This is a genomic window from Brevibacterium sp. OS20 (assembly GCF_056837565.1).
Map to the genome: position 1 here is coordinate 930214 of NZ_CM166367.1, position 22204 is coordinate 952417.

The window sequence follows — 22204 nt, forward strand, 5'->3', positions numbered from 1 at the left end:
GTGCAGACCAACCGTCTCATCCAGACCGTCGAAGCCCACACCGAGGGGCTGCCCGTTCGCGTCGTCACCGGGGGAGTGGGGCCACTCCCCGGTGAGTCCATGGCCGAACGCAGGGAGTGGTTCATCGAGAACTCCGACGATCTGCGGACCTTCCTCATGTGCGAACCCCGCGGCCACGGGTGGCTCTCGGGAGCGATCCTGCAGCCGCCGACCCGTGCCGACGCGGACTGGGGAGTGCTCTTCATCGAGGTCACCGGCGTGCTGCCGATGTGCGGGGCCGGCACGATCGCTGTGGCGACCGTGCTCGTCGAGACAGGCATGGTGCCCGTCGTCGAACCCGTGACGACCGTGCGTCTCGACGCTCCGATCGGGCTCATCACCGCCGAGGTGGTCGTCCGGGACAGTCGCGCCGAGTCGGTGACCATCGTCAACGTTCCCTCGTATGCGCATGTCCTCGACCAGACCGTCGAGGTGCCCGGGCGAGGGACGATCGCCTGCGACATCGGCTTCGGCGGGAACTTCTACGCCTTCGTCTCCGCCGCCGACGTCGACATCCCGTTCGAGCGCGACCGGGCTGAGGACTTCATCTCCGCTGGTCGCGAGATCATGGCTGCGGTCAACGAACAGCTCGACCCCGTGCATCCGGTGACCGGATTCCGCGGCTGCGAGCACGTCGTGTTCCTGACGCCGCCGACGGGGCCCGGGCCCGACGGCGAAATCCCGGATGCCCGCCATGTGCTCATCAATTATCCCGGCTGGCTCGATCGGTCGCCCGGCGGCACAGGCACGAGCGCGCTCATGGCCGTCCGGCATGCCCGCGGGCAGTTGGGCCTGAACACGGATTTCGTCAATCAGTGCTTCATCGGCACCTCGTTCACCGGACGGCTGATCGAGGAGACGAGAGTCGGCGAACATGTGGCTGTGGTGCCGACGATCACCGGTAGCGCCTGGCTGACCGCGACCTCGCAGTTCATGCTCGACCCCAGCGACCCGTTCCCCGCCGGCTTCTCGCTCTGAAGTAGGACCGGCGGCTAGCCCAGCTGGCCGGGGTGGAGGACGCGGGAGAGGAAGTCCTTCGTCCGCTGCTCCTGCGGGTTGCCGATGACCTCTTTGGCCGGACCTGCCTCGACGACGACTCCGCCGTCCATGAAGACCACGCGGTCAGCGACCTGCCGGGCGAACTCCATCTCGTGGGTGACGACGACCATCGTCATTCCCGCCTCGGCGAGGTTGCGCATGACCTGGAGGACGTCACCGACGGTCTCCGGGTCCAGCGCCGAAGTCGGCTCGTCGAAGAGCATGACGTCGGGGTCCATGCTCAGTGCACGGGCGATCGCCACACGCTGCTGCTGACCGCCGGAGAGCGAACCGGGCTTGGCCTCCATCTTCTCGGACAGCCCGACCTTCGCGAGGTTCGCCTCGGCGACCTTGTTGGCCTCGGCCTTCGATCGCCTGAGGACCTTCGTCTGCGCGATCGTGAGGTTCTCGCGCACGGTGAGGTGGGCGAAGAGGTTGAAGGACTGGAAGACCATGCCGATGCGGGTGCGGGCGGCATCGATGTCGAGATCGAGGTCGGTCATGTCCATGCCGTCGACGACGATCGAGCCGCCGGTTGGAGTCTCGAGCGTGTTGATGCATCGGAGCATCGTCGACTTGCCTGAGCCCGAGGGGCCGATGACGCAGACGACCTCACCTTTGACGACGTCGAGGTTGATGTCGGTGAGGACCTGGTTCGTGCCGAAGCTCTTCTGGAGGTTGCGGATCGCGATGATCGGCGTCTTTGTCGACGCGTGCGAGGTGGTGGTCATCATTTCACTCCTGAATCGGCGGAACCGTATTTGCGCTCGAGCACCCGCGACAGATACGACAGCGGGATCGTGATGATGAGGTAGCACAGCGCGATGACGATGAACGGGGTGAGGTTCGCGGTGTTGACGATCTCGGCGCGGCCGAGTGCCGCGAGCTCACGGCCGTCGACCGAGGAGCCGAGGATGTAGGCCAGGGACGAGTCCTTCGCGAGCAGGATGAGCTCGTTCGTCAGCGGCGGGAGGATGATGCGCATCGCCTGCGGCAGGACGATCGTGAACATCGCACGTGACGAGGACATGCCGAGTGACCGGGCGGCTTCGATCTGACCTTTCGGCACCGCCTGGATGCCGGCGCGGATCGTCTCGGCCATATACGCCGAGGAGACGAGGCCGAGGGCGATCATGATGATGATGAGCTGCGGCAGATTGAAACCGGGAAAGGCCACAGGCATGCCGAATCCCAAAACGAGGAAGACGACGAGGGCCGGCAGTCCGCGGAAGAACTCGATGTAGATCGTCGCCAGCCAGCGATAGACACCAACGGAGGACAGGCGCATGAGCGCGACGAACAACGCGATGACAAGGCCGAGGGCGAAGCCGAGGAACGTGTAGACCACGGTGTTCTTCAAGGCCATCGTGATGACGTCAGGGAACATGCCCGTGGCGATGTCGATGCGGCCGAAGGAATCGATGAGCGTCGGCCAGTCGGCGAAGACCGCGACGAGGACCGCGATGACGACGAGGATGGCGTATTGGATGCCACGGGAGAGCTTCGCCTTCTGGCGTTTGCTCATCTTGGCCTTCGGAGTGGCGGTGGCGGCCGGGACGGCAGGGCCGGTCTGGCGGCCGTCCTCGCTCGCTGTGGGAGCTGACATGGTTGTCCTTCGAAAAGCTGTGGCGGGGGTGTCCGCCGGGGTGCGTGCCGTGAGTGTCGGTTGGGACTCAGGCAGGTTGGTAGAACTCAGCCGAACGGGCGGCCCGCTGCAATGACAGATCGCAGCCGGCCGCCCATTCGCAAGTGGTCACTTCGGTGCGTCGCCGAACCACTTCTTGTAGATCTTGTCGTACTCGCCGTTGCCCTTGATCTCTTTGATCGTGTCGTCCACGGCCTTCTTCATCTCGGTGTTGCCCTTCTTCGTCGAGATGCCGTAGTGCTCGTCGGTCTTGATGTCGAAGCCGACCGCGAAGCCCTTGTTCTCGGTGTTGTAGTTGTAGAGCACCCCGTTGTCATTGATCACGGCGTCGACCTGACCGGTCTTGAGCGCTTCAAGTGAGAGCGGCAGATCCTCATAGGTGATGACCTCGGAGTCCTTGAAGTGCTCGGTCGCGTAGTCGAGGCCCGTGGTTCCGGCCTGAGCTGCGATCTTGAAGCCCTTGAGCGCCTTTTCGTCCTTCGCGGTCTTGTCGGCCTTTGTCAGGATCGCCTGGTTTGCATCGAAGTACGGTTCGGAGAAGTCCGTGGCCTCTTCGCGTTCAGGAGTGATCGTCGTTGCCGCTGCCGCGACATCGCACTTGCTTTGGTTGAACTCCGCGCCCGAAGTGATCGTCTCGAACGAGGTGTTGATGATCTCCTGCTCGACGCCGAGCTTCTTCGCCACGGCATCGACGATGTCGACGTCGAAGCCGACGACCTCGCCGTCCTTCTCGAACTGGAACGGCTGGTAGGACAGATGGGTGCAGGTGGTCAGTTTGCCTTCCTTGACCAGGGGGACTCCGCCTTCGGCGGTCGCTGCAGGTTCGGAATCGCCTCCGCCGCCGCAGGCGGACAGGGCGAGCATGGCGCCGGCTGCCACAATGGCCAGGCTCGAGCGTCGTTTCATGGTTCCTCCAGGGGATCGGTGACGGTCTCGTCACGCAAACGGATTGCCCGGACATCCGTGTCTGGGCAATGTCTGAGAGGAATCCTACCGTGAACTGGGTCACACCTATGACGCTTTGATGATCGCCGAGGCGGTTGTGACGAAATCGTAGTCTTGCCGCCTTCGCGGTTGGCTGACCTGCGATGCCGGTGAGTTGTGGTCACAGAGCCGAGGCCCGACCGCCGAAAACGGCGATTGGGCCTCGGATGAGTGACCAGGTTCGGACTGAGGCTCAGCTCAGCTGATCCTCCATATCGAGGTCAGAGGTGTCCTTGGCCAGCCACAGGGCGATGATCGTGACGATGGCCGCGGCGATGATGTAGAGACCGCAGTAGAAGATCGACCCTCCTTCGTGCTGCCACAGAGCGACCATGGCGAATGGTGCGGGACCGGCCCCGATGACGCTGGACATGTTGTAGGAGATCGCCGAACCGGTGTAGCGGACATTGGCGGGGAAGAGCTCGGGCAGGTATGCGGCCATCGGACCGAAGGTCAGCCCCATGAGGATGAAGCCGACGATGAGGCCGATGATGACTCCCGGGGTGCCGGCGTTGAACAGGGCGTTGACGACGAGTCCGTAGGCGGCGATGAGCACGGTCACGCCCAGCAGCATCTTCCGGCGTCCCAGCTTCTCTGCCAGGGGGCCGGAGACGACGGTGAAGATGCCGAAGAAGACGACTCCGATGATGAGGTAGGTGAGGAATTCGTTCTTCGTGTACCCCAGCCCCGCGACGAAGCCTGCGGGATCGAAGGACTTCCCTGCCGCCTCAGCGGCGGTTTGGGCCTGCTCCGGGGTGGCCGGGGACGTGCCGTAGGTGAGGGTGAACGCGGTCATGAAGTAGAAGATCACGTAGGTCGCGAGCATGATGAACGTGCCCAGGATGAGCGGCTTCCAGCTCGTGGCGAAGACCCGCCCGAGCGGGGCTTTCGAGATCTGCTGCTTCTGGGCGACGAGCTGGAACGCCGGGGTCTCCATGAGCGACATGCGGACATAGAGGCCGACGGCGACGAGCAGGGCCGAGAGCAGGAACGGAATGCGCCAGCCCCAGGCGAGGAACGCCTCGGGGGAGGTCCAGGTGCCGAGGGCGACGAAGAGCAGGTTCGCGATGATGAAGCCGACTGGCGCGCCGAGCTGTGGGAAAGTGCCCCAGATGGCGCGTTTGCCCTTCGGGGCATTCTCGGTGGCCAGCAGTGCCGCGCCCGACCATTCGCCGCCGAGGCCGACGCCCTGGCAGAAGCGCAGAAGAACGAGGAACAGCGGGGCGAGGACGACCCAGCCCGGCGTGCTGGCTGTCGGCAGCAGGCCGATGAGGAAGGTGCCGATGCCCATGATGAGCAGAGAGGCGATGAGCGTCTTCTTCCGGCCGATGCGGTCACCGAAGTGGCCGAAGATGATCGAGCCGAGGGGGCGGGCGACGAAGGCGACGCCGAAGATCGCGAACGAGCTCAGCAGCTGAGTCGTCGACGTCTGGTTGGGGAAGAAGAGGGCCGGGAAGACCAGCGAGGAGGCCGTGGCGTAGGCGTAGAAATCGAAGAATTCGATCGTGGTGCCGACCATCGAGGCGGTCAGGACCTTGCCGCGGGTGTTGTTCTTCCGAGTCGCTGCGATTGCGTCGTCGTCGACTCCGGGTGCCGAAGAGGGATTCTCCGGCTGTGTTTCGGTGGACATGGTGGTGGTGCTCCGCTGTTTCGTGAGTGCAGGCACGGGCGGGTGGTCCGTGCCAATGGAAAAGGCCGTCGGCGCTGTGTCTGGCACAGCGTCGACGGCGACGAATCGAGATTACGCTCGTCTCACAAAACGTGATTTCCGAGTCTCACCGAATGAGATTACTAGGTGGTCGAAGTGTTCTGGACAACTCGGACGGGCGGTCAGTCCGCGGTGGTGACCTCGGTGATCGTCACCTTCTCCTTGGGTGCGCCGTCGCCGGCGCCGGAGTCTGTGCCCTTGGCAGCGAGATCCGCGACGGTCTTCGTGCTCTTCTCATCCAACTGTCCGAACACGGTGTAGTCGGGCGGCAGCGAGCTGTCGTCGTAGACGACGAAGAACTGGGAGCCGTTCGTATCCGGGCCGGAGTTCGCCATGGCCAGAGTGCCGGCCGGGTAGGTCTCGGAGCCGTCGAGCTCATCGGCGAACGAGTAGCCTGGGCCGCCCGACCCGGTGCCCGTGGGATCGCCGCACTGGAGGACGAAGATGCCCTCGGTGGTCAGGCGGTGGCATTCGGTGTCGTCGAAGTACTTCTGCGCGGCCAGTGACAGGAAGCTGTTGACGGTGCACGGGGCGCGGTCGGCATCAAGAGTCACCGCGAGGTCCCCGGCGCTCGTCGCGACGGTGGCGTCGACGCTGCCTTTTGCCTGCGGCTTCTCTTCAGGAGCGTCGACTTCCTTCGCGCCCGGCTGCGAGTCAGCAGGGTACGAGCAGGTTCCCGCGGCGGCCGCGGAGTCCGAGCTCCCGGAGGACTCGCCGGAGTTCCCTTCGGAATCAGACGATCCGCATCCGCTCAGCAGCAGAACGGCGAGGACGGCGAAAGCAGCGAGGGTCAGCAGCAGAGCTGGTTTCGGGCGACGGTTCGATTCATCAGAGTGGCGGGTCAGGGCATGAGAGCGACTGGGCGCAGGGTGATCCATGCGTTCATCGTATCGGCACTTTCACCGAGAAACGGGCTGAGCGTCGAGACACGGGCGTGCACACCCGTTTCTCGACACGCAGCCCGTTTCTCGGCGGAACTCAGGTCTCGACGGAGGTGCGGGTGCTCGGGTCGGGGGAGCCGCCTCGGCGAAGGAAGATCGCGATGGAGATGACGATGAGCCCGGACACGCACAGACCCACACCCACCCAAGCCGGTGCACGGTAGCCGAGGCCGGCGGTGATGACGATTCCGCCGAGCCACGCGCCCAGGGCGTTGGCGAGGTTGAAGGCGGCGTGGTTCATGGCCGCGGACAGGCTCGGGGCGTCGTGGGATTCGCGGAACAGACGCATCTGCAGGGCCGTGGTGATCATCGACCCGGAGATGCCGATGAGGAAGAGGGCGATGATCGCGATCGCCGCTATGTGGGTGAAGGCGCCGAACGCGGCGAGCACGAGGGCCGAGAGGATCATGCCGCCGGTGGCCGAGCGTTCGATGGACTTGTCGACGAGCGGTCCGGCAATCAGCGATCCGGCGGTCATGCCCAGGCCGTAGACGGCGAGCACCCACGGGATCGCGACGCTGGGGACGCCGGCGACGTCGGTCATCGTCGGGGTGATGTAGGTGTAGACGGCGAACATTCCGCCGAAGCCCACGGAACCGGCGACGAGGGTGAGGATGATCTGGACGCGTCCGAGCGCCTTGATCTCCCCGCGGGCCGAGGGCACCGCGCCGAGCTTCACGCGCGGAACGCCGACGGCGACCATGATGACGGTGAGCACGCCGAGCGCGGCGACGAGGGCGTAGGCGCTGCGCCATCCGAACATATTGCCGAGTGCCGCAGCGAAGGGAACGCCGAAGATGTTCGCGATCGTCAGGCCGAGCATCACTCGTGACATGGCTCGGCCGCGGCGGTTGGCCGGGACGAGGGAGGCGGCGACGACGGCTCCGATGCCCAGGTAGGCTCCGTGCGGCAGACCGGAGACGAAGCGTGCGATGTTGAACAGTCCGGCCGTCGGGGCGAGCATCGAGGCGAGGTTGCCCAGAGCGAAGAGACCCATCATGCACAGGAGCAGCAGCTTGCGATCCATATGGGCAGCGATGGTCGTGATCAGGGGTGCGCCGACGACGACGCCGATCGCATAGAACGACACCGCATGCCCGGCCTGGGGGACCGTGATGCCCAGCTCCTCGGCGATCATCGGCAACAGGCCCATAGTCGCGAACTCAGTCACCCCGATGGCGAAGGCGCCGATCGCCAAGGCGAAGACAGCGAACTTGTAGACTCCGCGGGAGACCGGGGCATCACTCATGGGGCTCCTTCAAGGGAAACGCGGGATCGGGGAGGCAACCGCACCAGCCTATTGCCCACAGCGGTTCCTCGGAACCCCTCAGGTACCCAATGTGACGATTCGAACAGCCTCAGTCGACGTTCGCTTCCTCGGCGTCGTATTCGGCCAGAGCCTGCGAGGCGACGGAGAAGGCGGTGTTCGCGCTCGGCACGGAGCAGTAGATGGCCGACTGGAGGAGGACCTCCTTGATCTCATCGCGGGTGAGCCCGTTGCGCAGCGCAGCCTTGACGTGCATCGCCAGCTCCGCCTCGTGGCCACCTGCGATCATCGCAGTGAGCGTGATCGCCGAGCGCATCCGCCGCTCGAGCCCTGGACGGGTCCAGATCTCACCCCAGGCGTAGCGGGTGATGAGGTCCTGGAAGTCGCTCGTGAAATCGTCGACCTTCGCATTCGCGCGCTCGACATGGGCATCGGAGAGCACCTGCCGTCGCACGGCCATTCCCGCCTCGCGCACGTCGTCGCGGCTGGCCTCCCGCGGCCCCGAGGCTGTCGGCAGCTCGGGACCGGCTTCCGGGGAAGCGGCTCCGCCGGCCCCTGCGCCGAGTCCCTTGCCCTGCAGAAAGTCAGCGAGCAGACCCGCGGTCACGACCGGAGCCTCGGCTGGCACGAGATGAGCGGCGCCGTCGATGACCTCGAGCAGCGCCCCGGGGACCTCGCCTGCGATCTCGGCGAGCTTCGTCGCCGGAGTCGGCTGATCCTGTGAACCCGCGACTGCGAGCAGGGGACGCGTGATCTCGGGCAGTCGCGCGCGGACATCGAAGTCGGCCAGTGCATAACAGAGGGAAGCATAGGAGAAGCGGTCGGCGTCCTGCAGCGAATGAAGAAGCGCAGCCGAGGCCTCCGGTTCCCGGTCCATGAACCCTTCCCCGAACCAGCGCTGTGCCGAACCGATGACCTGAGTCGGGGTGCCCGAGGTCGCCACCGTCTGGGCGCGTTCCTCCCAGGCCGAGGCCTCACCGATCTTCGCGCCCGTGCAGAAGACGGCGATGCGGCCGAAGCGGTCGCCGTGATCGAGCGCCAGCTGCAGGGCCGTTGCTCCGCCGATCGAATCGCCGGCGAGGTCGACGGGAGCGCCGGGGGCGGCCACATCGGGAAGGACCCGATCGAGGGTGCCCAGGACCGCCTCGGCGAGGTCGGACATCGTGACTCGCGGGGCTATGGACGTCCCCGCGGGGACATCGATCGGTGCCGAACGGCCGTGGCCGGGCAGGTCGATGCCGATGACCGTCGTCTCCGGACTGAGTGCGGTCAATTCGGTGGCGGCCTGCTGCCATAGGGCTGCCACGGAGGTACCCAGGGAAGGCAGGACGACGAGCACTCGGGCATCGGTGGCGGGGGAGGCGGGTGCGGCAAGGACGGATGCGGTGAGGTCCATGGGTGTCACTTTCTTCGGTCGGCTCTTAAGTCGGAATACGGGTCTCAGTCGAAGGGTGGCAGGTCGATCTCCTGCGGTCCGGAGCTGTCGATGGTCGCCAGGATGGTGCGGCGGATGTCCTCGGCTTCACCGAGGTAGGACTCGGGGGTGAAGAATTCCTCGATTCCATCCTCGTCGCCGATCTCGGCGCGAAGTTCTGCGACAGGGTCGGATCCGGGGGCGATGATGGCTGCGCGGGTGTCTTTGTCGATCCGGTCGCCGAAGACGATGCCGAGCTTCTCCCCATAGATCCCGGGGGAGGCAGCGTCGAGGTTCGCGCGCATGGCTTCGGCGTTGACGCGCAGGCCCGCGATCATCTCGTCGAGGATGATGAGCGAGGAGATCGCCAGGGTCATGAGCTCGGACAGGGCCGGCCATTCGGCATGCCAGGCACCGTCGGAGCGTTCTTCGATGGCTTCGGCGGCGGCCGTGGTCAGGGTGGACAGTGATCCGGGCACGCGCATTCCGTTGCGGTGGAGCAGCACCGCCGAGGTGGGATTCGACTTGTGCGGCATCGTCGAGGATCCGCCGGTGGAGGCCAGGGACAGCTCACCGATCTCGGGGCGCACGCCGATGAGGACATCGCGGGCGATGGAGGCCCCGACGGAGACGCATTGGGCGAGGTGGGAGCCCCAAGACAGGATGCGAACGCGATCGGTGTGCCAAGGGACGGGGATCTGGGTGAGTGCCGCGTCGGGACCGACCATCTGCACGTGGAATTCGCGGAGCAGGGATTCGGTAGAATCGCCGGCGAACCAGCGGATCGCGGCGCGGGTGCCGGCGGCCCCGCCGACCTGCACATAGTCGACGTAGGGTGCCTGGCCTTGGACTTCATTGACCTCGGCGGCCCAGGCGGCGGCCTTGAGGCCGAAGGTCGTCGGCAGGGCCGGTTGGGTGAGGGTGCGGGCCAGGCACAAGGTCTTCGCGTGGGCGTCGGAGAGTTCGACGAGGGAGGCACCGATGACTTCGAGCCTGGCCTGCATCTGCCGCACGACGCGGGAGACGAGCAGGCCGATCGCCGTGTCGATGACGTCTTGGCTGGTCAGCCCCCGGTGCAGGCATCGTGAGGCTTCGGGGGAGAGCCGGGAGCGGACGCGGGCGAGAAACGGGATGAGCGGGTTGCCGCCGGATTCGGCGGCCTCACCCAGGGATTCGAGTTCGGTGTGATCGTCCGTGAGCGTGCGGATCGTGGCATCGATGGCGGCGGCCACCTCGGCGCGGATCTCCGACGACACCAGCCCCACCCGTCCCTGTGCGACGATCCATGCGGTCTCGACTTGGCCGATCGCGGTGATGAACGCGGCGTCGTCGATGGCTTCGGATCCGCGCAGATCGCCGGGGGCGAAGAGAAACCGGGTGTGGGCGGTGTCGGTCATGTCGCTTCAGTCCTCGTGGCTGGGGAATCGGAGGAAGGGAGTTTCCTCCTCACCCTGCAACCGTATGTCGAAGTGCAGCGATCCGTCAGCCCCTCGAGTGGCGATGAGGCGGGTGCGCTCGTCTTCGTCGAGCGAGGACAGGAGCGGGTCGGCGGCCAGTGCCGCGGTGTCCTCAGGCAGATAGATGCGGGTGAACAGCCGGTTGAGCAGCCCTCGGGCGAAGATGACGACGCTGATGAAGGGTGCCTTGCCCGCCTCGGTGGGGCCGGGATCGACCGTGGAGAAGCTGAACTCGCCTTCCGGGTCGACGGCGGCGCGGCCGAAGCCGGTGAAGGTGAAGCCGTTGCGGCGCAGCGATCCCGTCTCGCGGGGGACAGCGCCGTGCTCATCGGGCTGCCAGATCTCAAGAATGGCATCGGGGACCGGGGCACCGGCCCCGTCGAAGACGGTTCCCGTCAGCTGCACGGCGCGAGCCGAGCCTGGCGGGACGAGCTCATTATCGTGCTCGAACGGCAGCGCATAGCCATAGAACGGGCCGACGGTCTGGCCCGGTGTCGGCGTGAGATCAGGGGTCGTGGGGGTGTCAGTCATCGTCCTCTTCTTCCATCCAGGTCCGGTTGGCGCCGGTGAGCACGATGTCCCAGTTAAAGCCCATGAGGAATTCGTGCTCGGTGATGTTGTGGTCATAGGTCGCCACGAGGCGGTCGCGCGCCTTTTGATCGGTGATCGACTGGTAGATCGGGTCGAGGGCGAAGAGCGGATCCCCGGGGAAGTACATCTGGGTGATCATCCGCTGTGTGAACTCGGATCCGAAGAGCGAGAAGTGGATGTGGGCCGGTCGCCAGGCGTTGTGGTGGTTCTTCCACGGGTAGGGGCCCGGTTTGATCGTCGTGAACGAGTAGGAGCCGTCGTCGCCGGTCAGGGTGCGGCCGACGCCGGTGAAGTTCGGGTCGATCGGGGCCGGGTGCTGGTCGCGCTTGTGGATATAGCGTCCGGCCGAGTTCGCCTGCCAGATCTCGACCAGCTGGTTGCGCACGGGGCGGCCTTCCCCGTCGATGACCCGACCGGTGACGCGGATGCGCTCGCCGATGGGTTCGCCGTCGGCCTGGATCGTCAGGTCGGATTCGAGGGTGCCGATGTCCCGGTGTCCGAAGGCGGGGGAGAAGAGCTCGATCGTCTCGGGGTCGGTGTGGCGGGGGTCCTTCGTCGGGTGACGCAGGATCGATGACCGGTAGGGCTGGTAATCCAGCCGCGGCTGGGTCTCGGGCTTCTTGCCGCCGGCGACATCCTGCTTGTACTGCGCTTCGATGCCGTCGATCTCGGCGGACAGAGTCGCCTGCGATTCGGCTGCGTCGTCGGGGCCTTTCACGGTTTGATCTTCGTTCTCCGAGGACTGGTGCTGACTCATCGTCGAACCTCTCTTCGTCTCTTCGTCGGTTGACATCGTGGTGGGGTCGGTGGGGGTGCGGGTCAGCCGTGCGGCCAGCCCGTGTAGCACTCGGCCAGGTAGCGGCGACCGTGGTCGGATTCGAGGATGGACCGGAGTTCGCCGAGGCTGCGCTTCGTTTCGAAGTCATCCTGAGTCGGGTCGGTGTGGAGCATCCGTGTCATCTGGTAGGAGAAGTTCTGGGCCTTCCACACGCGTTTGGTCGCGGTCTGCGAATAGCCGGCCAGCGCCTCTGCGTCGGAGTCCTTGAGCGCCGAGATGAGGGCCGGCGCGAGCACGGCGACGTCGGCGAAGGCGAGGTTGAGGCCCTTCGCTCCGGTCGGTGGGACGGTGTGGGCACTGTCGCCGGCGAGGAACATCGAACCGTGCTGCATCGGCTCGGTCACGGCCGAGCGGAAGGGGAGCACGGTCTTGTCGAAGATCGGCCCGGTCTTGAGTTCGAACCCGTCGGGGCCGTCGACGCGGGCCTGGAGTTCGGTCCAGATCCGATCGTCGGACCATTCGGCGACGTCGGTGTCGGGGGAGGCCTGGAAATACATGCGCTGGACGTTGTCGGAGCGCTGGGAGATGAGTGCGAAGCCGCGTTCGGAGCGGGAGTAGATGAGGACTTCGTGGCTGGGCGGGGCCTCGCAGAGGATGCCGAACCAGGCGAACGGGTACTCGTGGAAGAAGCGCTGCCGGGTGCCGTCGGGGATCATCGAGCGGCATGGTCCCCGGGAGCCGTCGGCGCCGACGACGTAGCGGGCGTCGACGCGCAGTTCGTCGCCGTCGGAAGTGGTGGCGGTGACCCAGGGACGTTCGGTTTCGACATCGCCGAGGCGGGTGTCCGTGACCGAGTAATAGGTGGGGCGGCCGGTCCGTTCGCGGGCGGCCGAGAGGTCGACGAAGATCTCGTTCTGGGGGTAGAGCCAGACGGATTCGCCGACGAGTTCGGGGAAGTCGAAGTGGTTCGAAGAGCCGTTGACTCGAATGTCGATTCCGTCGTGTCGGTGCCCGTCCGTGTGGACGCGCGATTCGACGCCTGCGGCCTCGAGCATGCGCACGGATCCTGCTTCGAGGATGCCGGCGCGGTGGGTGTGGGCGATGTCGTCGCGGCTGCGGTTGTCGATGACGACGGATTCGATGCCTGCATTGTGCAGCAGGTGCGCGAGCATGAGCCCCGCGGGTCCGGCCCCGACGATTGCGACGTCTGTCTGAAGTTGTGCCACCTTGGCCTCCTTGCCTGTCTCTTCCCAACAGTGTGCGCCCAGTCACGGACGCGAGGCGATGACGTTCTCAATGAATGGGAGGAGGGGGTTGGGGTGGGCGGAGGGGGCCAACGGGACTATCGGTGTGGCGCTTTTGGGCATTACTTCCCTAAGTCACTTTTCGATAACAGATTACAGAAGTGATGGAAAAAAGTTCTACGAAAGTAATTCATAAGTCATCATGAAGTCATTCCCCACAATATTTCATCGTGACAAGGCGCTGGAGCGCCCGACAATGAGGAGTCCCCAGTGACCACAAAGACCACGCGTTCGCGCAAATTCAAAGCCATCCTCGCCGGCGGCATCGTCCTCGGCGTCGGCGCTGCCGTGACGCTGGCGGCCTGGACCGACGACGAATGGGCCGAAGGCGTCTTCGGCGCAGGTTCATTCAACGTCCAGGGCAGCACCGACGGAACGACATTCGCTGACCATGAGAGCAGTGACGGTGCCGCGGCGCTGACTTTCGACCTCGACGGTGGGGACAATATGTCGCCCGGCGATACCGTGGCGGCGCCTTTCGTGCTGCGCCTCGACGGACCGACGAGCTACGACGCGACTGTCTCTCTCGAGTCGGCGGCAGGAGGCGGGGACAACGCTGCGGCGCTGACCTACGCGATCGTTCAGGTCGCCTCGGCGGGTGACTGCTCGGCCACCGCAGAGGGCACTTCGATTGTGCCCGAGGGGACGGCGCTGGACTCGACTACGGGCGCTGCGGAATTCAATCTCACCGCGGGCGCAGACACTGCGACCGGCGACCCGGTCACGCTGTGCTTCCAGGTCACTGCCGGTGACTCGCTGGAGCAGGGGCAGAACACAACCGCTCAGTGGCAGTTCACCGCCACCTCGGCCGAATGACGACTCTGAGCTGATCGATGAGGTCGCTTCTGCCGACGCTGCATAGATTCTTCTCGTCCCGGCGGGCGCCTGATGACGCCCGCTCAGTCAGTCGACGGCAGCTGCGTCAGCGACAGCAGCTGCGAGGCCGCCGCATCAAGGCGATTCTCGCTGGCGGCCTCGTACTCGGCGTGGGCGCAACGGCCACGGTCGCCGCGTGGACGGACTCGGAAGAGGCCTCCGGCTCTTTCGAAGCCGGACGGTTCAACATCGAGCTCCGGGTCGGCGGCGAATGGAACGGCACGAATGAGATGACCTTCAATGCGGGCAACATGTACCCGGGGCAGAAGGTCTACGCGCCAGTGTCAGTGCGCACCACGTCGAATACGTCGATCGACGGCAAGCTCACGGTCTCAGCACGCGGAATCTCCAATCCGAATACCTTTGCCTCTGCACTCACATACCGATCCGTGGCCCGATCGACGTCGGGTGTCACCTGTAACGCGGCCAATTTTCCTGGTCCAGGCGCCTTCGTCTTCGGCAGCGCTGCTGCTGCAATCCCGCTGAGCTCCACGCCCACAGCCGACACCACCCAAACCCTCAAAGCCGCCTCCGCGTCGGTCCAGGACTATTGCTTCGAGGTGACACTGGCAAGCAACGCTCCGAGCTCTGCCCAAGGTCTGCAGGCGAGCCACACCTGGACGTTCACGGCCGAGTCCACCGCGCCCGGGAATTGACCATGGCGGGCTCTATGACACGCAAGCGGAACGTGGGTTCATGGCTGGGCGGAGCCGTGCTCAATGTCCTCGCCGTCCTCGGCGTGGTCTGCATCGTGCTCGTCATCCTCAGCTTCGTGTTCAACGTATCGATCATCATGTTCAAAACCGGCTCGATGAGTCCGACGATCCCGGCCGGATCGGCCTCCCTCGTTCGTGAGATCCCCGCAAAGGACATGAAGATCGGTGACATCGTCACCGTCGATCGCGGGGAGAACGTCCTACCGGTGACTCACCGCGTCACCGAGATCCAGAGCATTGACGACTCCACCGGTGCAGTGACGTTTGAGATGAAGGGCGATGCGAACGCCGAGAAAGACCCTGACCCCTACACCGCCGAGACGGTCCGAACGGTGATGTTCTCAATCCCCGGGGTCGCTCCGATCCTTCAACAGTGGCGCAATCCGTTCCTGCTCGGCGGCATCACGATCGCGGCCAGCCTCCTCGTCGTGTGGGCATTCTGGCCACGGCGAGATGAGGATGACGACGACACCCTCGCCGAGGCGACCCGCCCCCGTGCGCGATCACCGCGGCACGCAATCGCGCTGCCGGTGGTGGTGGCCGTGGCTGTGGTTGGGCAGGTAGTGCCAGGGGTGTCGTTTGCCGAGGATGCTCTGTCCGTAAACGCGGATCGTTCCCTGTCCGCGTCATCAGATGCGGCAGATGACATCCTGCGTATGCGCGACTTCGGTGATGCCGAGAAGATGCGCAACCTCAGTCCCGGAAGCTCGGCCACATGGGCGGTCGATGTATGGGCAGATGCCTCCGAACCGGGAGACATAACGATCTATATCGGGTCGGGGGCAGGGGCGGAGGCGCTGACGGATTCGCTGTCTATCGATGTGCGGGAATGCGCGATGACTGAAGCGGAGGCACCGTGTCCAAGTGGTTCGCAGATGTTGATTCGCGGAATGGTGCTCAGCGAATTGGAGCCAGCTGCTGACGACGGTCTCACCCTGCTGGAAATGGACAGCGATGACTCTCGCCGAGTCGAGGTAACGGCGACTCTCGCAGCCGACGCCGATGTTCGCGCGGTAGCTGGCGCCAGGGCGGGTGTGCGCGTGCTGGCGGAAGGCCTCGGCGACAAGGTTTCGACAGGTCCAGGAGATCCCGGTGATCCTGGCGCGCCGGGCGATTCTGGCACTGACTCTGATGGCACTGTCGAGGGCGCGGCCGATGGCGGCAGTTCCGGCGAGCTGCCGTGGACCGGAATCGATGGTTGGCAGTGGATTCTGCTCGCAGCATTCTTGCTCGTTGTCACCGGCTCAGCGATCGTGTCGCGAACCAGGAAGGCGAGGATGTCATGACGGGCAGGAACTCGCCGCGACAATCTTGGAGACGAGCTCGTCTGCTGTTGGCAGTAGTCGCCTTGCTCGCCCTCGTCGCCGGTCCAGCCGCAGTCAACGGCACCCTCGCCGGTTGGAATGATGAGAAGATAAGCCAGGGGACGTTCACTGCGGGCAAGGTCCCGGCACCGGTGTTGACCGGCAACTGCCAGTTCCGTCCGGGTATTCTTGGTATCGGTGCTAGTGTGCGAGTCTTTTGGAAGCCTCCGGCGGGTTACTCACTCAGCAACATCGTTGTCACTGCATCTACGAGCGGTCTTGGGTCCGTCTTGGCACCGATCACCGGCTTCAATCTGACGTCGAACACGACCTCGAACAGCGATGGATCGTACACGACAGACGTGCCCACCAACCTGCTTGGCGGATTGCTCGGACTCGGATCCGAATTGGAGATAGCCTTTCAGGCCAAACATGCCAGCGGTTGGGTTTCGACATCTGCCTCTGTCGCTAGTAACGCCGGGTTGCTGGGCGGAATCGGCGGAAACTGTCGCAATCTGACGTGATTCCGAGGTCTGACGATCTTTCGTACTGGCAGATGTGCGGGTGTCCGTTCTCGGGCACACCCGCACACATATGCAGCAGTACGGCCTCACGGGCGTGGGTTGATCACCCGACCCCAGGTTGACTTATTGCCCCAGATGTTCTGGCGCAGCCCCTCGAGCTGGAGGATCTGCGAGTGGTCGACGAATAGGTTGCATTCGTTGCCGTAGTTCTTGATGTACCACTCGAAGACCGGCCCGTCGGCGGCTTCGAACATGACGTTCTCGAGGCCCAGACCGTTGATGATCGAGGCGGCCGCAGGGGTGTTCCACTCGTCGACGTTCTCCGTGATGCCCTCGGACTCTATCATGATGATCGAGGCTCCGGCATCGAGCGCCCGCTTGCCGCGGTCGACTAGATCGCCGATGTCCTTTGCAGACTCCGCAGCCAGTTCGGCCTCACCGGAGTCTCCGCCGGAGCCGATCTGGATGCCCAGCTCCGGCTTCGCCTTCAGCCCGGCCTTGACGACCTTCTCGACGAGGCGCTCAAGGCCTGAGGTCGGGAGCATGATGAATCCGGTCGAGATCTCGATGACGTCGAAGCCGACCGCCTTAGCCTCTTTGAGGTACTGGTCGACTGCGTCATCTCCGTAGCGCAGGACCGTTTCGATCCATCCGCCGGAGGACACATACGCCCCGTTCTCATGGGCGATGTCGCTGAAGGCCTTCACCTGCTCGGCCGGGACGAGGGAGAACGAGCCCCCGGCCCACTTGATGCCGTCGACCCACTGACCGGCGACGTCGAAGACGTCCTGCAGGTGCCGGGTGCCGAAGGTCGAATAGTACGGAGCGCGGATCTCGGTCATCCCGATGGTGCGGGGTTTGGCCGAGCGGTGGGCGCGGGGGACGAAGTTCATGGACACATCGAAATCGATGGCGTTCGACATGGTCTTTCCTTTCTTCGGGTGTCGGCGGTCGCCGACTGGGTGCCGGGATCTCCGGCGGGTGACGCAGCCTCAGCTGCGAGCCTGGGGGACGTGCGCGAGGACCGCGGTCAGCTCTCGGATCTGATGGTTCTCGAGGTCGTGGACAATGTCGGCGATCTCGTCACGCAGCTCCGCCTCGGCGAAGGGGGACGTCAGTGCATCGAACTTCTTCCGGGCTCCCGTCCAGTCGAGAGGATGCGTGGTGAAACCCTCATAGTCGTCGGTGTTCGCCCGGAACTGGGTCCCATCGCCGAGGGTGACGACGAGGTCGGCGCACATCTGCTCGGGGAAGCGATCGCTGAACTCCGTGGAGGGAGTGATCGTAACCTTGTGCATGAGGTCCTGGACATCGTCGGCGACGATCCGTTCAGCCTCGTACTGCGCCGGATTGAGCTCACCGTCGAGAAGGACGACCGCGAGCATCCACGGCAGCGAATGATCGGCCTCCTCCTTCGTGCGGATGGAGCGCTTGTCGCCTTCTTCGCCGCCGCCGATGATCGAGTATGCGACATCGAAGGTCGTCAGCTCGACGCTGGCGATGGCATCGGCACGGAATCCCTCCTGGGAGCGGACGTCCTGTGCGGCGTCGAGGGCCGACTGCGAATGGATCTCCGCATTGTGCTTCTTGATGATCGTGTCCGTGACCTTCTCGAGATCCTCCGCCGACCAGTCGAGCTCGAAGTCTCCGGCCAGGGCCTTGAAGCCCTTGTTGCCTTCGAAGACCTCGGACGGTCCGGTGATTCCGCGTGAGGCAAGGAGTGCGTCGAAGACTCCCTCCTTCGACACATGGGGATAGGCCAGGCCCTTCCAGTGGCTGAGGTCTCCGGTCCGGGTGACCCGCAGTGCGACGTTCGCGGTGCCGGCCATGGCGGCAGCATTCGCGATCTGCTCGGCATTCAGTCCCAATGCCTTCGCCGAGGCGGCCGCCGCAGCGAAAGCGCCCTGTGTCGTGTGGTCGAAGCCGAGGTCTCTCACCGGTGCGACATCCGAGAGCCGGGTGTGGATCTGATAAGCCACGGCGAAGGCCGTGAGAAAGTCCGCGCCCGAGGCGTCGGTCAGCTCCGCGGTCGCGAGGACCGCGCCCATATTGTCCGACGGGTGGTTGGTTTCGCCCTTGGCCAGATAGGCATCCATGAAGTCGAGATATCGGCTCAGGGCGGAATTGAAGAACGCGGCGTGATCGGGGCTGGCCTGGCCCCCGCCGATGAGCGTGGCTCCGCGTCCGTCCCCGAGGTCCTCGATGAGGGTTCTGATCTCCTGCAGCGGGGGAGCGTCCAGGGCGCCGATGGCGACGCCGATTGTGTCGAGAACGCGGATCTTGAGCTGTTCGAGGGCGCTATCGCTGAGCATGTCCAGCGAGGCATCGGCGACGAACTGAGCGAGTGATTGCACCTCTGTCGGTGCGTGGTGCTGGTCCATGGTGACCTTCATCGTGACCCCTCCTAGTTAGGTAAGGCGTACCTAAAGCATGACTCTAAAAGTATCTTGACGTCAAGATACTTTTGCTGAGCGCTGAGTCACATCGAGCTGAACGGGAGGTGCTGTGCCCGGCGGTGGTTGACTGACCATCGATTGTTGAGCAAAATGGACGGTTGTTGTGTTCGTCCGCGAACCTGCCGTGAACAGAAAGCAGCTCAATGATCATCACCGGACTCATCGTCGGCCTCGTCCTCGGATTCGTCTTCCAACGTGGACGTTTCTGCGTAACCGGCGCCTTCCGCGACCTCACGCTGACGGGGAACACGCGCTGGTTCTCCGCCCTCATCGTGCTCATCGCCGTGCATTCCATCGGCCTGTTCCTGCTCAACAGCTTCGGAGTCATCACCCTCGAGGCGACGCCGTTCCCATGGCTGGCCTCGATCGTCGGCGGACTGATCTTCGGCTGGGCCATGGTCTACGCCGGAGGCTGCGCGACCGGCACCTATTACCGGGCCGGTGAAGGACTCGTCGGCAGTTGGTTCGCCCTCATCTTCTACGCCCTCTTCTCCGCGGTGATGAAGCTCGGCCCGCTCGCCGGCTTCACCGAGGGCATCCGCGGGATCACCCTGGACAACGGCAGCCTGCAGGCGAGCACCGGCATGAGCCCCTGGGTCTTCGTCGCCATCATCTCTGCAGTGGCGATCTGGCTGACCGTCCACCATGCCCGCAAACTCAAGACTCCGATGGCCACCCTGCCTCCGCGCAAGACAGGCCTGGCGCACCTGCTCACCGAGAAGCGCTGGAACCCCTTCGCCACAGCCGTGGTCATCGGCATCATCGCCACGATCGCCTGGCCGCTCTCCGCCGCCACGGGCCGCAACTCGGGTCTGGGCATCACCACCCCCTCGGCGAACCTCGTCGGATACCTCACCACGGGTGACACGCAGCTCATCGACTGGGGCGTCATGCTCGTCATCGGCATCCTTGTCGGCTCCTTCATCGCAGCAAAGGCCTCCGGCGAGTTCCGGGTCCGCGTGCCGGACAAGAGCGTGATCATCAAGTCGATCATCGGCGGTATCGGCATGGGCGTCGGCGCAGCCATCGCCGGCGGCTGCACCGTCGGCAACGCGATGGTCTCGACCGCACAGTTCGAATACCAGGGCTGGGTGTCGATGGTCTTCATGATCGTCGGCTCCGGAATCGCAGCGAAGGTCTCCATCAAACCGAAGAAGTCGCAGGCCGCAGCGCCCGCGGCGGAAAGCAGGACAGTATGAAGCAAGTACTCGAAACCGACGGCCAGGTCTGCCCCTTCCCCCTCGTGGAAGCCAAGGACGCGATGACCGGTCTGGAAGCCGGTGACGAACTCGTCATCAACTTCGACTGCACCCAGGCCACCGAGGCGATCCCGCAGTGGGCCGCCGAGAACGGCTACCCCGTCACCCACTTCGACCGAGTCACCGACGCGAGCTGGACCATCACCGTCCAGAAGGCCTGACCCACCTACAGCCTGACGATCGTCTCCGCACCGTCGGCGACTGTCAGCCGCATGATCGTGTTCTGCTCGATGAGACTCCACCCATTGTGTTCCAGTCCCGAGGAGGACACGATCATTGCGTTCTCGGGCGACCGCTGCCAGCTCATCCGGTAGTAGTGATCGTGATGGTCCGGCGGCAGCGGTTCCTGCAGATACGGCACTTGTGTTCCCGCAGTGGCATGAACGACGATCATCTCCTCTGTCGTCAGGAAGAGCAGGTTCATGCCCGGGCGATCGAAGCCGGCCCGTAGCATCCGCACTGTCCCGATCACCGCGTCGAGCAATGATTCGCCGTGCCGCAGCCGCCGGAGGACGAGTGCGAAGACGATCGCAGAATCGGTGGTGCCGCCCACTTCGTCAGCCTCAGCGACGCTGACGAATTCGCGCAGCCGTTCGATCGGGTGCACCGAACCGTTGTGCGCCATCGCCACACCATCGGCCAGGAACGGGTGCGTGTTCTCTTCGAGGTCCTTCAGTCCTGTCGTCGCCATCCGCAGGTGGCAGATCCGCCCCTCGCTCGCCTCCGCATCCAAAGCGCGGGTCAACCGGGGATCATCGGCGCCCTCGGTGGGAGTGCGGAACCGCGCGACCGCCTCGGCGCGGGGGTCTATCCACGCCGTGCCCCACCCGTCATCGTGGACGGTCCCCATCGACTGCCACTGCCGGCACTCATCGACACCGATGAGATCCACGGCCGTGGTCGGGACGGGGGAGATGAAACCGAGCAGTCTGCACATAGCCCCTCCTTCGCGCTGACCTCAGGTTACGCCGATGGGTAGGCAGTGTCAGTGTCGATGCCTAGACTCAAGACATGAAGATCACGGTTCTCGAAGGCGATATCACCGAGGTGGCCGTCGACGCGATCGTCAACGCCGCGAATTCTTCGCTGCTCGGTGGCGGCGGAGTTGACGGAGCCGTCCACCGCGCGGCCGGTCCCGCGCTCCTCGAAGCTTGCCGCGAGGTCAGGCAGACCACCCATGTGCGCGGTCTGCCGCCGGGCCAGGCCGTCGCCACCTCAGCGGGGGATCTGCCCGTCCGCTGGGTCATCCACACGGTCGGACCGAATCGGAACGCGGGCGAGGCTGATCCTGAGATCCTCGAGTCCTGTTTCGAATCAAGCCTCAACCTCGCCGAGGAGCTCGGAGCCTCTTCGATCGCGTTCCCGGCCATCGGCGGCGGAGTCTACGGCTGGGCGCCCAGGGACGTCGCCGAGGCGGCTCATTCCGTCATCGTCGACGGACGGTCCCGCGGCCGCTGGGACTCGATCGACGAGGTGCAATTCGTTCTCTTCAGCGATCAGATGACCAGCGTGTTCTGCCAGGTCTTCGACCACGATCAGTGGTGATGTCATGAAGGTCAACAGGGTCATTCCCGACATCGCGGTCGACGACCTCGACGCCGCGCGGGAGTTCTATGCGGGCTTCCTCGGGCTGAGCAGCGAGGAATTCAATCTCGGCTGGGTCGCACGCTTCACCTCACCGGGCACCGGCGCCAGCGTGCAGGTGCTCACCGACGATGACACCGGGCAGACGAATCCCGTGGCTTCGGTGCTCGTCGAGGACGTCGACATTGCCTTTGCCGAAGCCCAGCAACAGGGCATCGAGATCGTCCACCCGCTCACCCACGAGGAATGGGGAGTACGGCGGTTCTTCGTCCGCGCACCCGACGGCAACGTATTCAATATCGTCGCGCATCCGGAGTGA

Annotated in this window: 23 protein-coding genes; 9 read left to right on the forward strand and 14 right to left on the reverse strand. The window is 64.8% G+C overall.

Translation table 11 applies throughout. The features are described 5' to 3' along the window. A complete protein-coding gene (locus ACVZTU_RS03935; protein ID WP_139469203.1) occupies positions 1-1017 on the forward strand; it encodes a proline racemase family protein in 1017 nt (338 codons plus the stop codon). Positions 1018-1031: 14 nt separating this feature from the next. Here ACVZTU_RS03935 and ACVZTU_RS03940 read toward each other — a convergent pair whose 3' ends face one another. The 11 genes from ACVZTU_RS03940 to ACVZTU_RS03990 form a co-directional block, all read right to left on the reverse strand. Further along, positions 1032-1811: an amino acid ABC transporter ATP-binding protein gene (locus tag ACVZTU_RS03940; RefSeq protein WP_482401465.1), complete on the reverse strand. Its 780-nt coding sequence runs from the start codon at positions 1809-1811 to the stop codon at positions 1032-1034. Then, a complete protein-coding gene (locus tag ACVZTU_RS03945; RefSeq protein WP_139469379.1) occupies positions 1808-2602 on the reverse strand; it encodes an amino acid ABC transporter permease in 795 nt (264 codons plus the stop codon). Before ACVZTU_RS03945 ends, ACVZTU_RS03940 begins: the two co-directional genes overlap by 4 nt. 228 nt (positions 2603-2830) lie before the next feature. Further along, entirely contained in the window at positions 2831-3628 is a 798-nt protein-coding gene (locus ACVZTU_RS03950) for a transporter substrate-binding domain-containing protein (RefSeq protein ID WP_482401466.1), read from the reverse strand. A 271-nt stretch (positions 3629-3899) separates the two neighbouring features. After that, positions 3900-5336, reverse strand: a complete 1437-nt coding sequence (locus ACVZTU_RS03955) for an MFS transporter (RefSeq protein ID WP_139469205.1) — start codon at positions 5334-5336, stop codon at positions 3900-3902. Positions 5337-5536: 200 nt separating this feature from the next. Beyond that, the gene (locus tag ACVZTU_RS03960; RefSeq protein ID WP_482401467.1) at positions 5537-6292 is read right to left on the reverse strand and encodes a peptidylprolyl isomerase; all 756 of its coding nucleotides are present in this window, start codon (positions 6290-6292) and stop codon (positions 5537-5539) included. A 100-nt stretch (positions 6293-6392) separates the two neighbouring features. Continuing rightward, positions 6393-7604 carry an MFS transporter gene (locus tag ACVZTU_RS03965; RefSeq protein WP_139469208.1) on the reverse strand — a complete coding sequence of 404 codons (1212 nt, stop codon included), beginning with the start codon at positions 7602-7604 and terminating at the stop codon, positions 6393-6395. 109 nt (positions 7605-7713) lie between these two features. Further along, positions 7714-9018, reverse strand: coding sequence for a bifunctional 3-oxoadipate enol-lactonase/4-carboxymuconolactone decarboxylase PcaDC (gene pcaDC, locus ACVZTU_RS03970; RefSeq protein WP_482401468.1), 1305 nt, complete (start codon positions 9016-9018; stop codon positions 7714-7716). A 44-nt stretch (positions 9019-9062) separates the two neighbouring features. Continuing rightward, the gene (locus ACVZTU_RS03975; RefSeq protein WP_482401469.1) at positions 9063-10433 is read right to left on the reverse strand and encodes a lyase family protein; all 1371 of its coding nucleotides are present in this window, start codon (positions 10431-10433) and stop codon (positions 9063-9065) included. Positions 10434-10439: 6 nt separating this feature from the next. Then, complete coding sequence (pcaG, locus tag ACVZTU_RS03980) at positions 10440-11024, reverse strand: protocatechuate 3,4-dioxygenase subunit alpha (protein WP_139907066.1); 585 nt, start codon at positions 11022-11024, stop codon at positions 10440-10442. Continuing rightward, entirely contained in the window at positions 11017-11841 is an 825-nt protein-coding gene (gene pcaH / locus ACVZTU_RS03985) for a protocatechuate 3,4-dioxygenase subunit beta (protein ID WP_482401470.1), read from the reverse strand. The genes pcaG and pcaH overlap by 8 nt, the downstream gene beginning before the upstream one ends. Positions 11842-11903: 62 nt before the next feature. After that, positions 11904-13088 (reverse strand): 4-hydroxybenzoate 3-monooxygenase, encoded by a 1185-nt coding sequence (locus ACVZTU_RS03990; protein WP_172175145.1) that lies wholly within the window; start codon positions 13086-13088, stop codon positions 11904-11906. 288 nt (positions 13089-13376) lie between these two features. On the opposite strand from ACVZTU_RS03990, the gene ACVZTU_RS03995 reads away from it, so the two are divergent. The 4 genes from ACVZTU_RS03995 to ACVZTU_RS04010 are packed head-to-tail and all read left to right on the forward strand — an operon-like array spanning position 13377 to position 16586. Then, complete coding sequence (locus ACVZTU_RS03995; RefSeq protein ID WP_139469219.1) at positions 13377-13982, forward strand: SipW-dependent-type signal peptide-containing protein; 606 nt, start codon at positions 13377-13379, stop codon at positions 13980-13982. 17 nt (positions 13983-13999) lie between these two features. After that, positions 14000-14698 (forward strand): SipW-dependent-type signal peptide-containing protein, encoded by a 699-nt coding sequence (locus ACVZTU_RS04000; RefSeq protein ID WP_482401471.1) that lies wholly within the window; start codon positions 14000-14002, stop codon positions 14696-14698. A 14-nt stretch (positions 14699-14712) separates the two neighbouring features. Further along, positions 14713-16044, forward strand: a complete 1332-nt coding sequence (locus ACVZTU_RS04005; protein WP_446656010.1) for a signal peptidase I — start codon at positions 14713-14715, stop codon at positions 16042-16044. Beyond that, positions 16041-16586, forward strand: a complete 546-nt coding sequence (locus ACVZTU_RS04010; protein ID WP_420095781.1) for a hypothetical protein — start codon at positions 16041-16043, stop codon at positions 16584-16586. The genes ACVZTU_RS04005 and ACVZTU_RS04010 overlap by 4 nt, the downstream gene beginning before the upstream one ends. 86 nt (positions 16587-16672) lie before the next feature. On the opposite strand, the gene ACVZTU_RS04015 is transcribed toward ACVZTU_RS04010, so the two are convergent. Further along, entirely contained in the window at positions 16673-17509 is an 837-nt protein-coding gene (locus ACVZTU_RS04015; protein ID WP_482401472.1) for a phosphosulfolactate synthase, read from the reverse strand. 69 nt (positions 17510-17578) lie between these two features. Continuing rightward, a complete protein-coding gene (locus ACVZTU_RS04020) occupies positions 17579-18979 on the reverse strand; it encodes an MmgE/PrpD family protein (RefSeq protein WP_482401473.1) in 1401 nt (466 codons plus the stop codon). A 206-nt stretch (positions 18980-19185) separates the two neighbouring features. On the opposite strand from ACVZTU_RS04020, the gene ACVZTU_RS04025 reads away from it, so the two are divergent. Continuing rightward, positions 19186-20241 (forward strand): YeeE/YedE family protein, encoded by a 1056-nt coding sequence (locus ACVZTU_RS04025; protein WP_420097034.1) that lies wholly within the window; start codon positions 19186-19188, stop codon positions 20239-20241. After that, positions 20238-20462, forward strand: a complete 225-nt coding sequence (locus ACVZTU_RS04030) for a sulfurtransferase TusA family protein (protein WP_039207979.1) — start codon at positions 20238-20240, stop codon at positions 20460-20462. The genes ACVZTU_RS04025 and ACVZTU_RS04030 overlap by 4 nt, the downstream gene beginning before the upstream one ends. Before the next feature lie 5 nt (positions 20463-20467). Here ACVZTU_RS04030 and ACVZTU_RS04035 read toward each other — a convergent pair whose 3' ends face one another. Beyond that, positions 20468-21238, reverse strand: a complete 771-nt coding sequence (locus ACVZTU_RS04035; RefSeq protein ID WP_376906372.1) for a class II glutamine amidotransferase — start codon at positions 21236-21238, stop codon at positions 20468-20470. 74 nt (positions 21239-21312) lie between these two features. Between ACVZTU_RS04035 and ACVZTU_RS04040 the strand changes: the two genes are divergently transcribed. Both ACVZTU_RS04040 and ACVZTU_RS04045 read left to right on the forward strand, forming a co-directional pair. Then, on the forward strand, positions 21313-21846 hold the full coding sequence (locus ACVZTU_RS04040; protein WP_482401474.1) for an O-acetyl-ADP-ribose deacetylase: 534 nt from the start codon (positions 21313-21315) through the stop codon (positions 21844-21846). Between the two features lie 4 nt (positions 21847-21850). Next, complete coding sequence (locus ACVZTU_RS04045) at positions 21851-22204, forward strand: VOC family protein (RefSeq protein WP_482401475.1); 354 nt, start codon at positions 21851-21853, stop codon at positions 22202-22204.

Coding starts and splice junctions, on each gene's coding strand:
- ACVZTU_RS04010 (WP_420095781.1), top strand. CDS start 16,041: ATGACGGGCAGGAACTCGCCGCGACAATCTTGGAGACGAGCTCGTCTG.
- ACVZTU_RS04005 (WP_446656010.1), top strand. CDS start 14,713: ATGACACGCAAGCGGAACGTGGGTTCATGGCTGGGCGGAGCCGTGCTC.
- ACVZTU_RS03975 (WP_482401469.1), bottom strand. CDS start 10,433: ATGACCGACACCGCCCACACCCGGTTTCTCTTCGCCCCCGGCGATCTG.
- ACVZTU_RS04040 (WP_482401474.1), top strand. CDS start 21,313: ATGAAGATCACGGTTCTCGAAGGCGATATCACCGAGGTGGCCGTCGAC.
- ACVZTU_RS03945 (WP_139469379.1), bottom strand. CDS start 2,602: ATGAGCAAACGCCAGAAGGCGAAGCTCTCCCGTGGCATCCAATACGCC.
- ACVZTU_RS03950 (WP_482401466.1), bottom strand. CDS start 3,628: ATGAAACGACGCTCGAGCCTGGCCATTGTGGCAGCCGGCGCCATGCTC.
- ACVZTU_RS04025 (WP_420097034.1), top strand. CDS start 19,186: ATGATCATCACCGGACTCATCGTCGGCCTCGTCCTCGGATTCGTCTTC.
- pcaDC (WP_482401468.1), bottom strand. CDS start 9,018: ATGGACCTCACCGCATCCGTCCTTGCCGCACCCGCCTCCCCCGCCACC.
- ACVZTU_RS04020 (WP_482401473.1), bottom strand. CDS start 18,979: ATGAAGGTCACCATGGACCAGCACCACGCACCGACAGAGGTGCAATCA.
- ACVZTU_RS03940 (WP_482401465.1), bottom strand. CDS start 1,811: ATGATGACCACCACCTCGCACGCGTCGACAAAGACGCCGATCATCGCG.
- ACVZTU_RS04045 (WP_482401475.1), top strand. CDS start 21,851: ATGAAGGTCAACAGGGTCATTCCCGACATCGCGGTCGACGACCTCGAC.
- ACVZTU_RS03965 (WP_139469208.1), bottom strand. CDS start 7,604: ATGAGTGATGCCCCGGTCTCCCGCGGAGTCTACAAGTTCGCTGTCTTC.
- ACVZTU_RS04030 (WP_039207979.1), top strand. CDS start 20,238: ATGAAGCAAGTACTCGAAACCGACGGCCAGGTCTGCCCCTTCCCCCTC.
- ACVZTU_RS03955 (WP_139469205.1), bottom strand. CDS start 5,336: ATGTCCACCGAAACACAGCCGGAGAATCCCTCTTCGGCACCCGGAGTC.
- ACVZTU_RS04000 (WP_482401471.1), top strand. CDS start 14,000: ATGAGGTCGCTTCTGCCGACGCTGCATAGATTCTTCTCGTCCCGGCGG.
- pcaH (WP_482401470.1), bottom strand. CDS start 11,841: ATGAGTCAGCACCAGTCCTCGGAGAACGAAGATCAAACCGTGAAAGGC.
- ACVZTU_RS04035 (WP_376906372.1), bottom strand. CDS start 21,238: ATGTGCAGACTGCTCGGTTTCATCTCCCCCGTCCCGACCACGGCCGTG.
- pcaG (WP_139907066.1), bottom strand. CDS start 11,024: ATGACTGACACCCCCACGACCCCTGATCTCACGCCGACACCGGGCCAG.
- ACVZTU_RS04015 (WP_482401472.1), bottom strand. CDS start 17,509: ATGTCGAACGCCATCGATTTCGATGTGTCCATGAACTTCGTCCCCCGC.
- ACVZTU_RS03960 (WP_482401467.1), bottom strand. CDS start 6,292: ATGGATCACCCTGCGCCCAGTCGCTCTCATGCCCTGACCCGCCACTCT.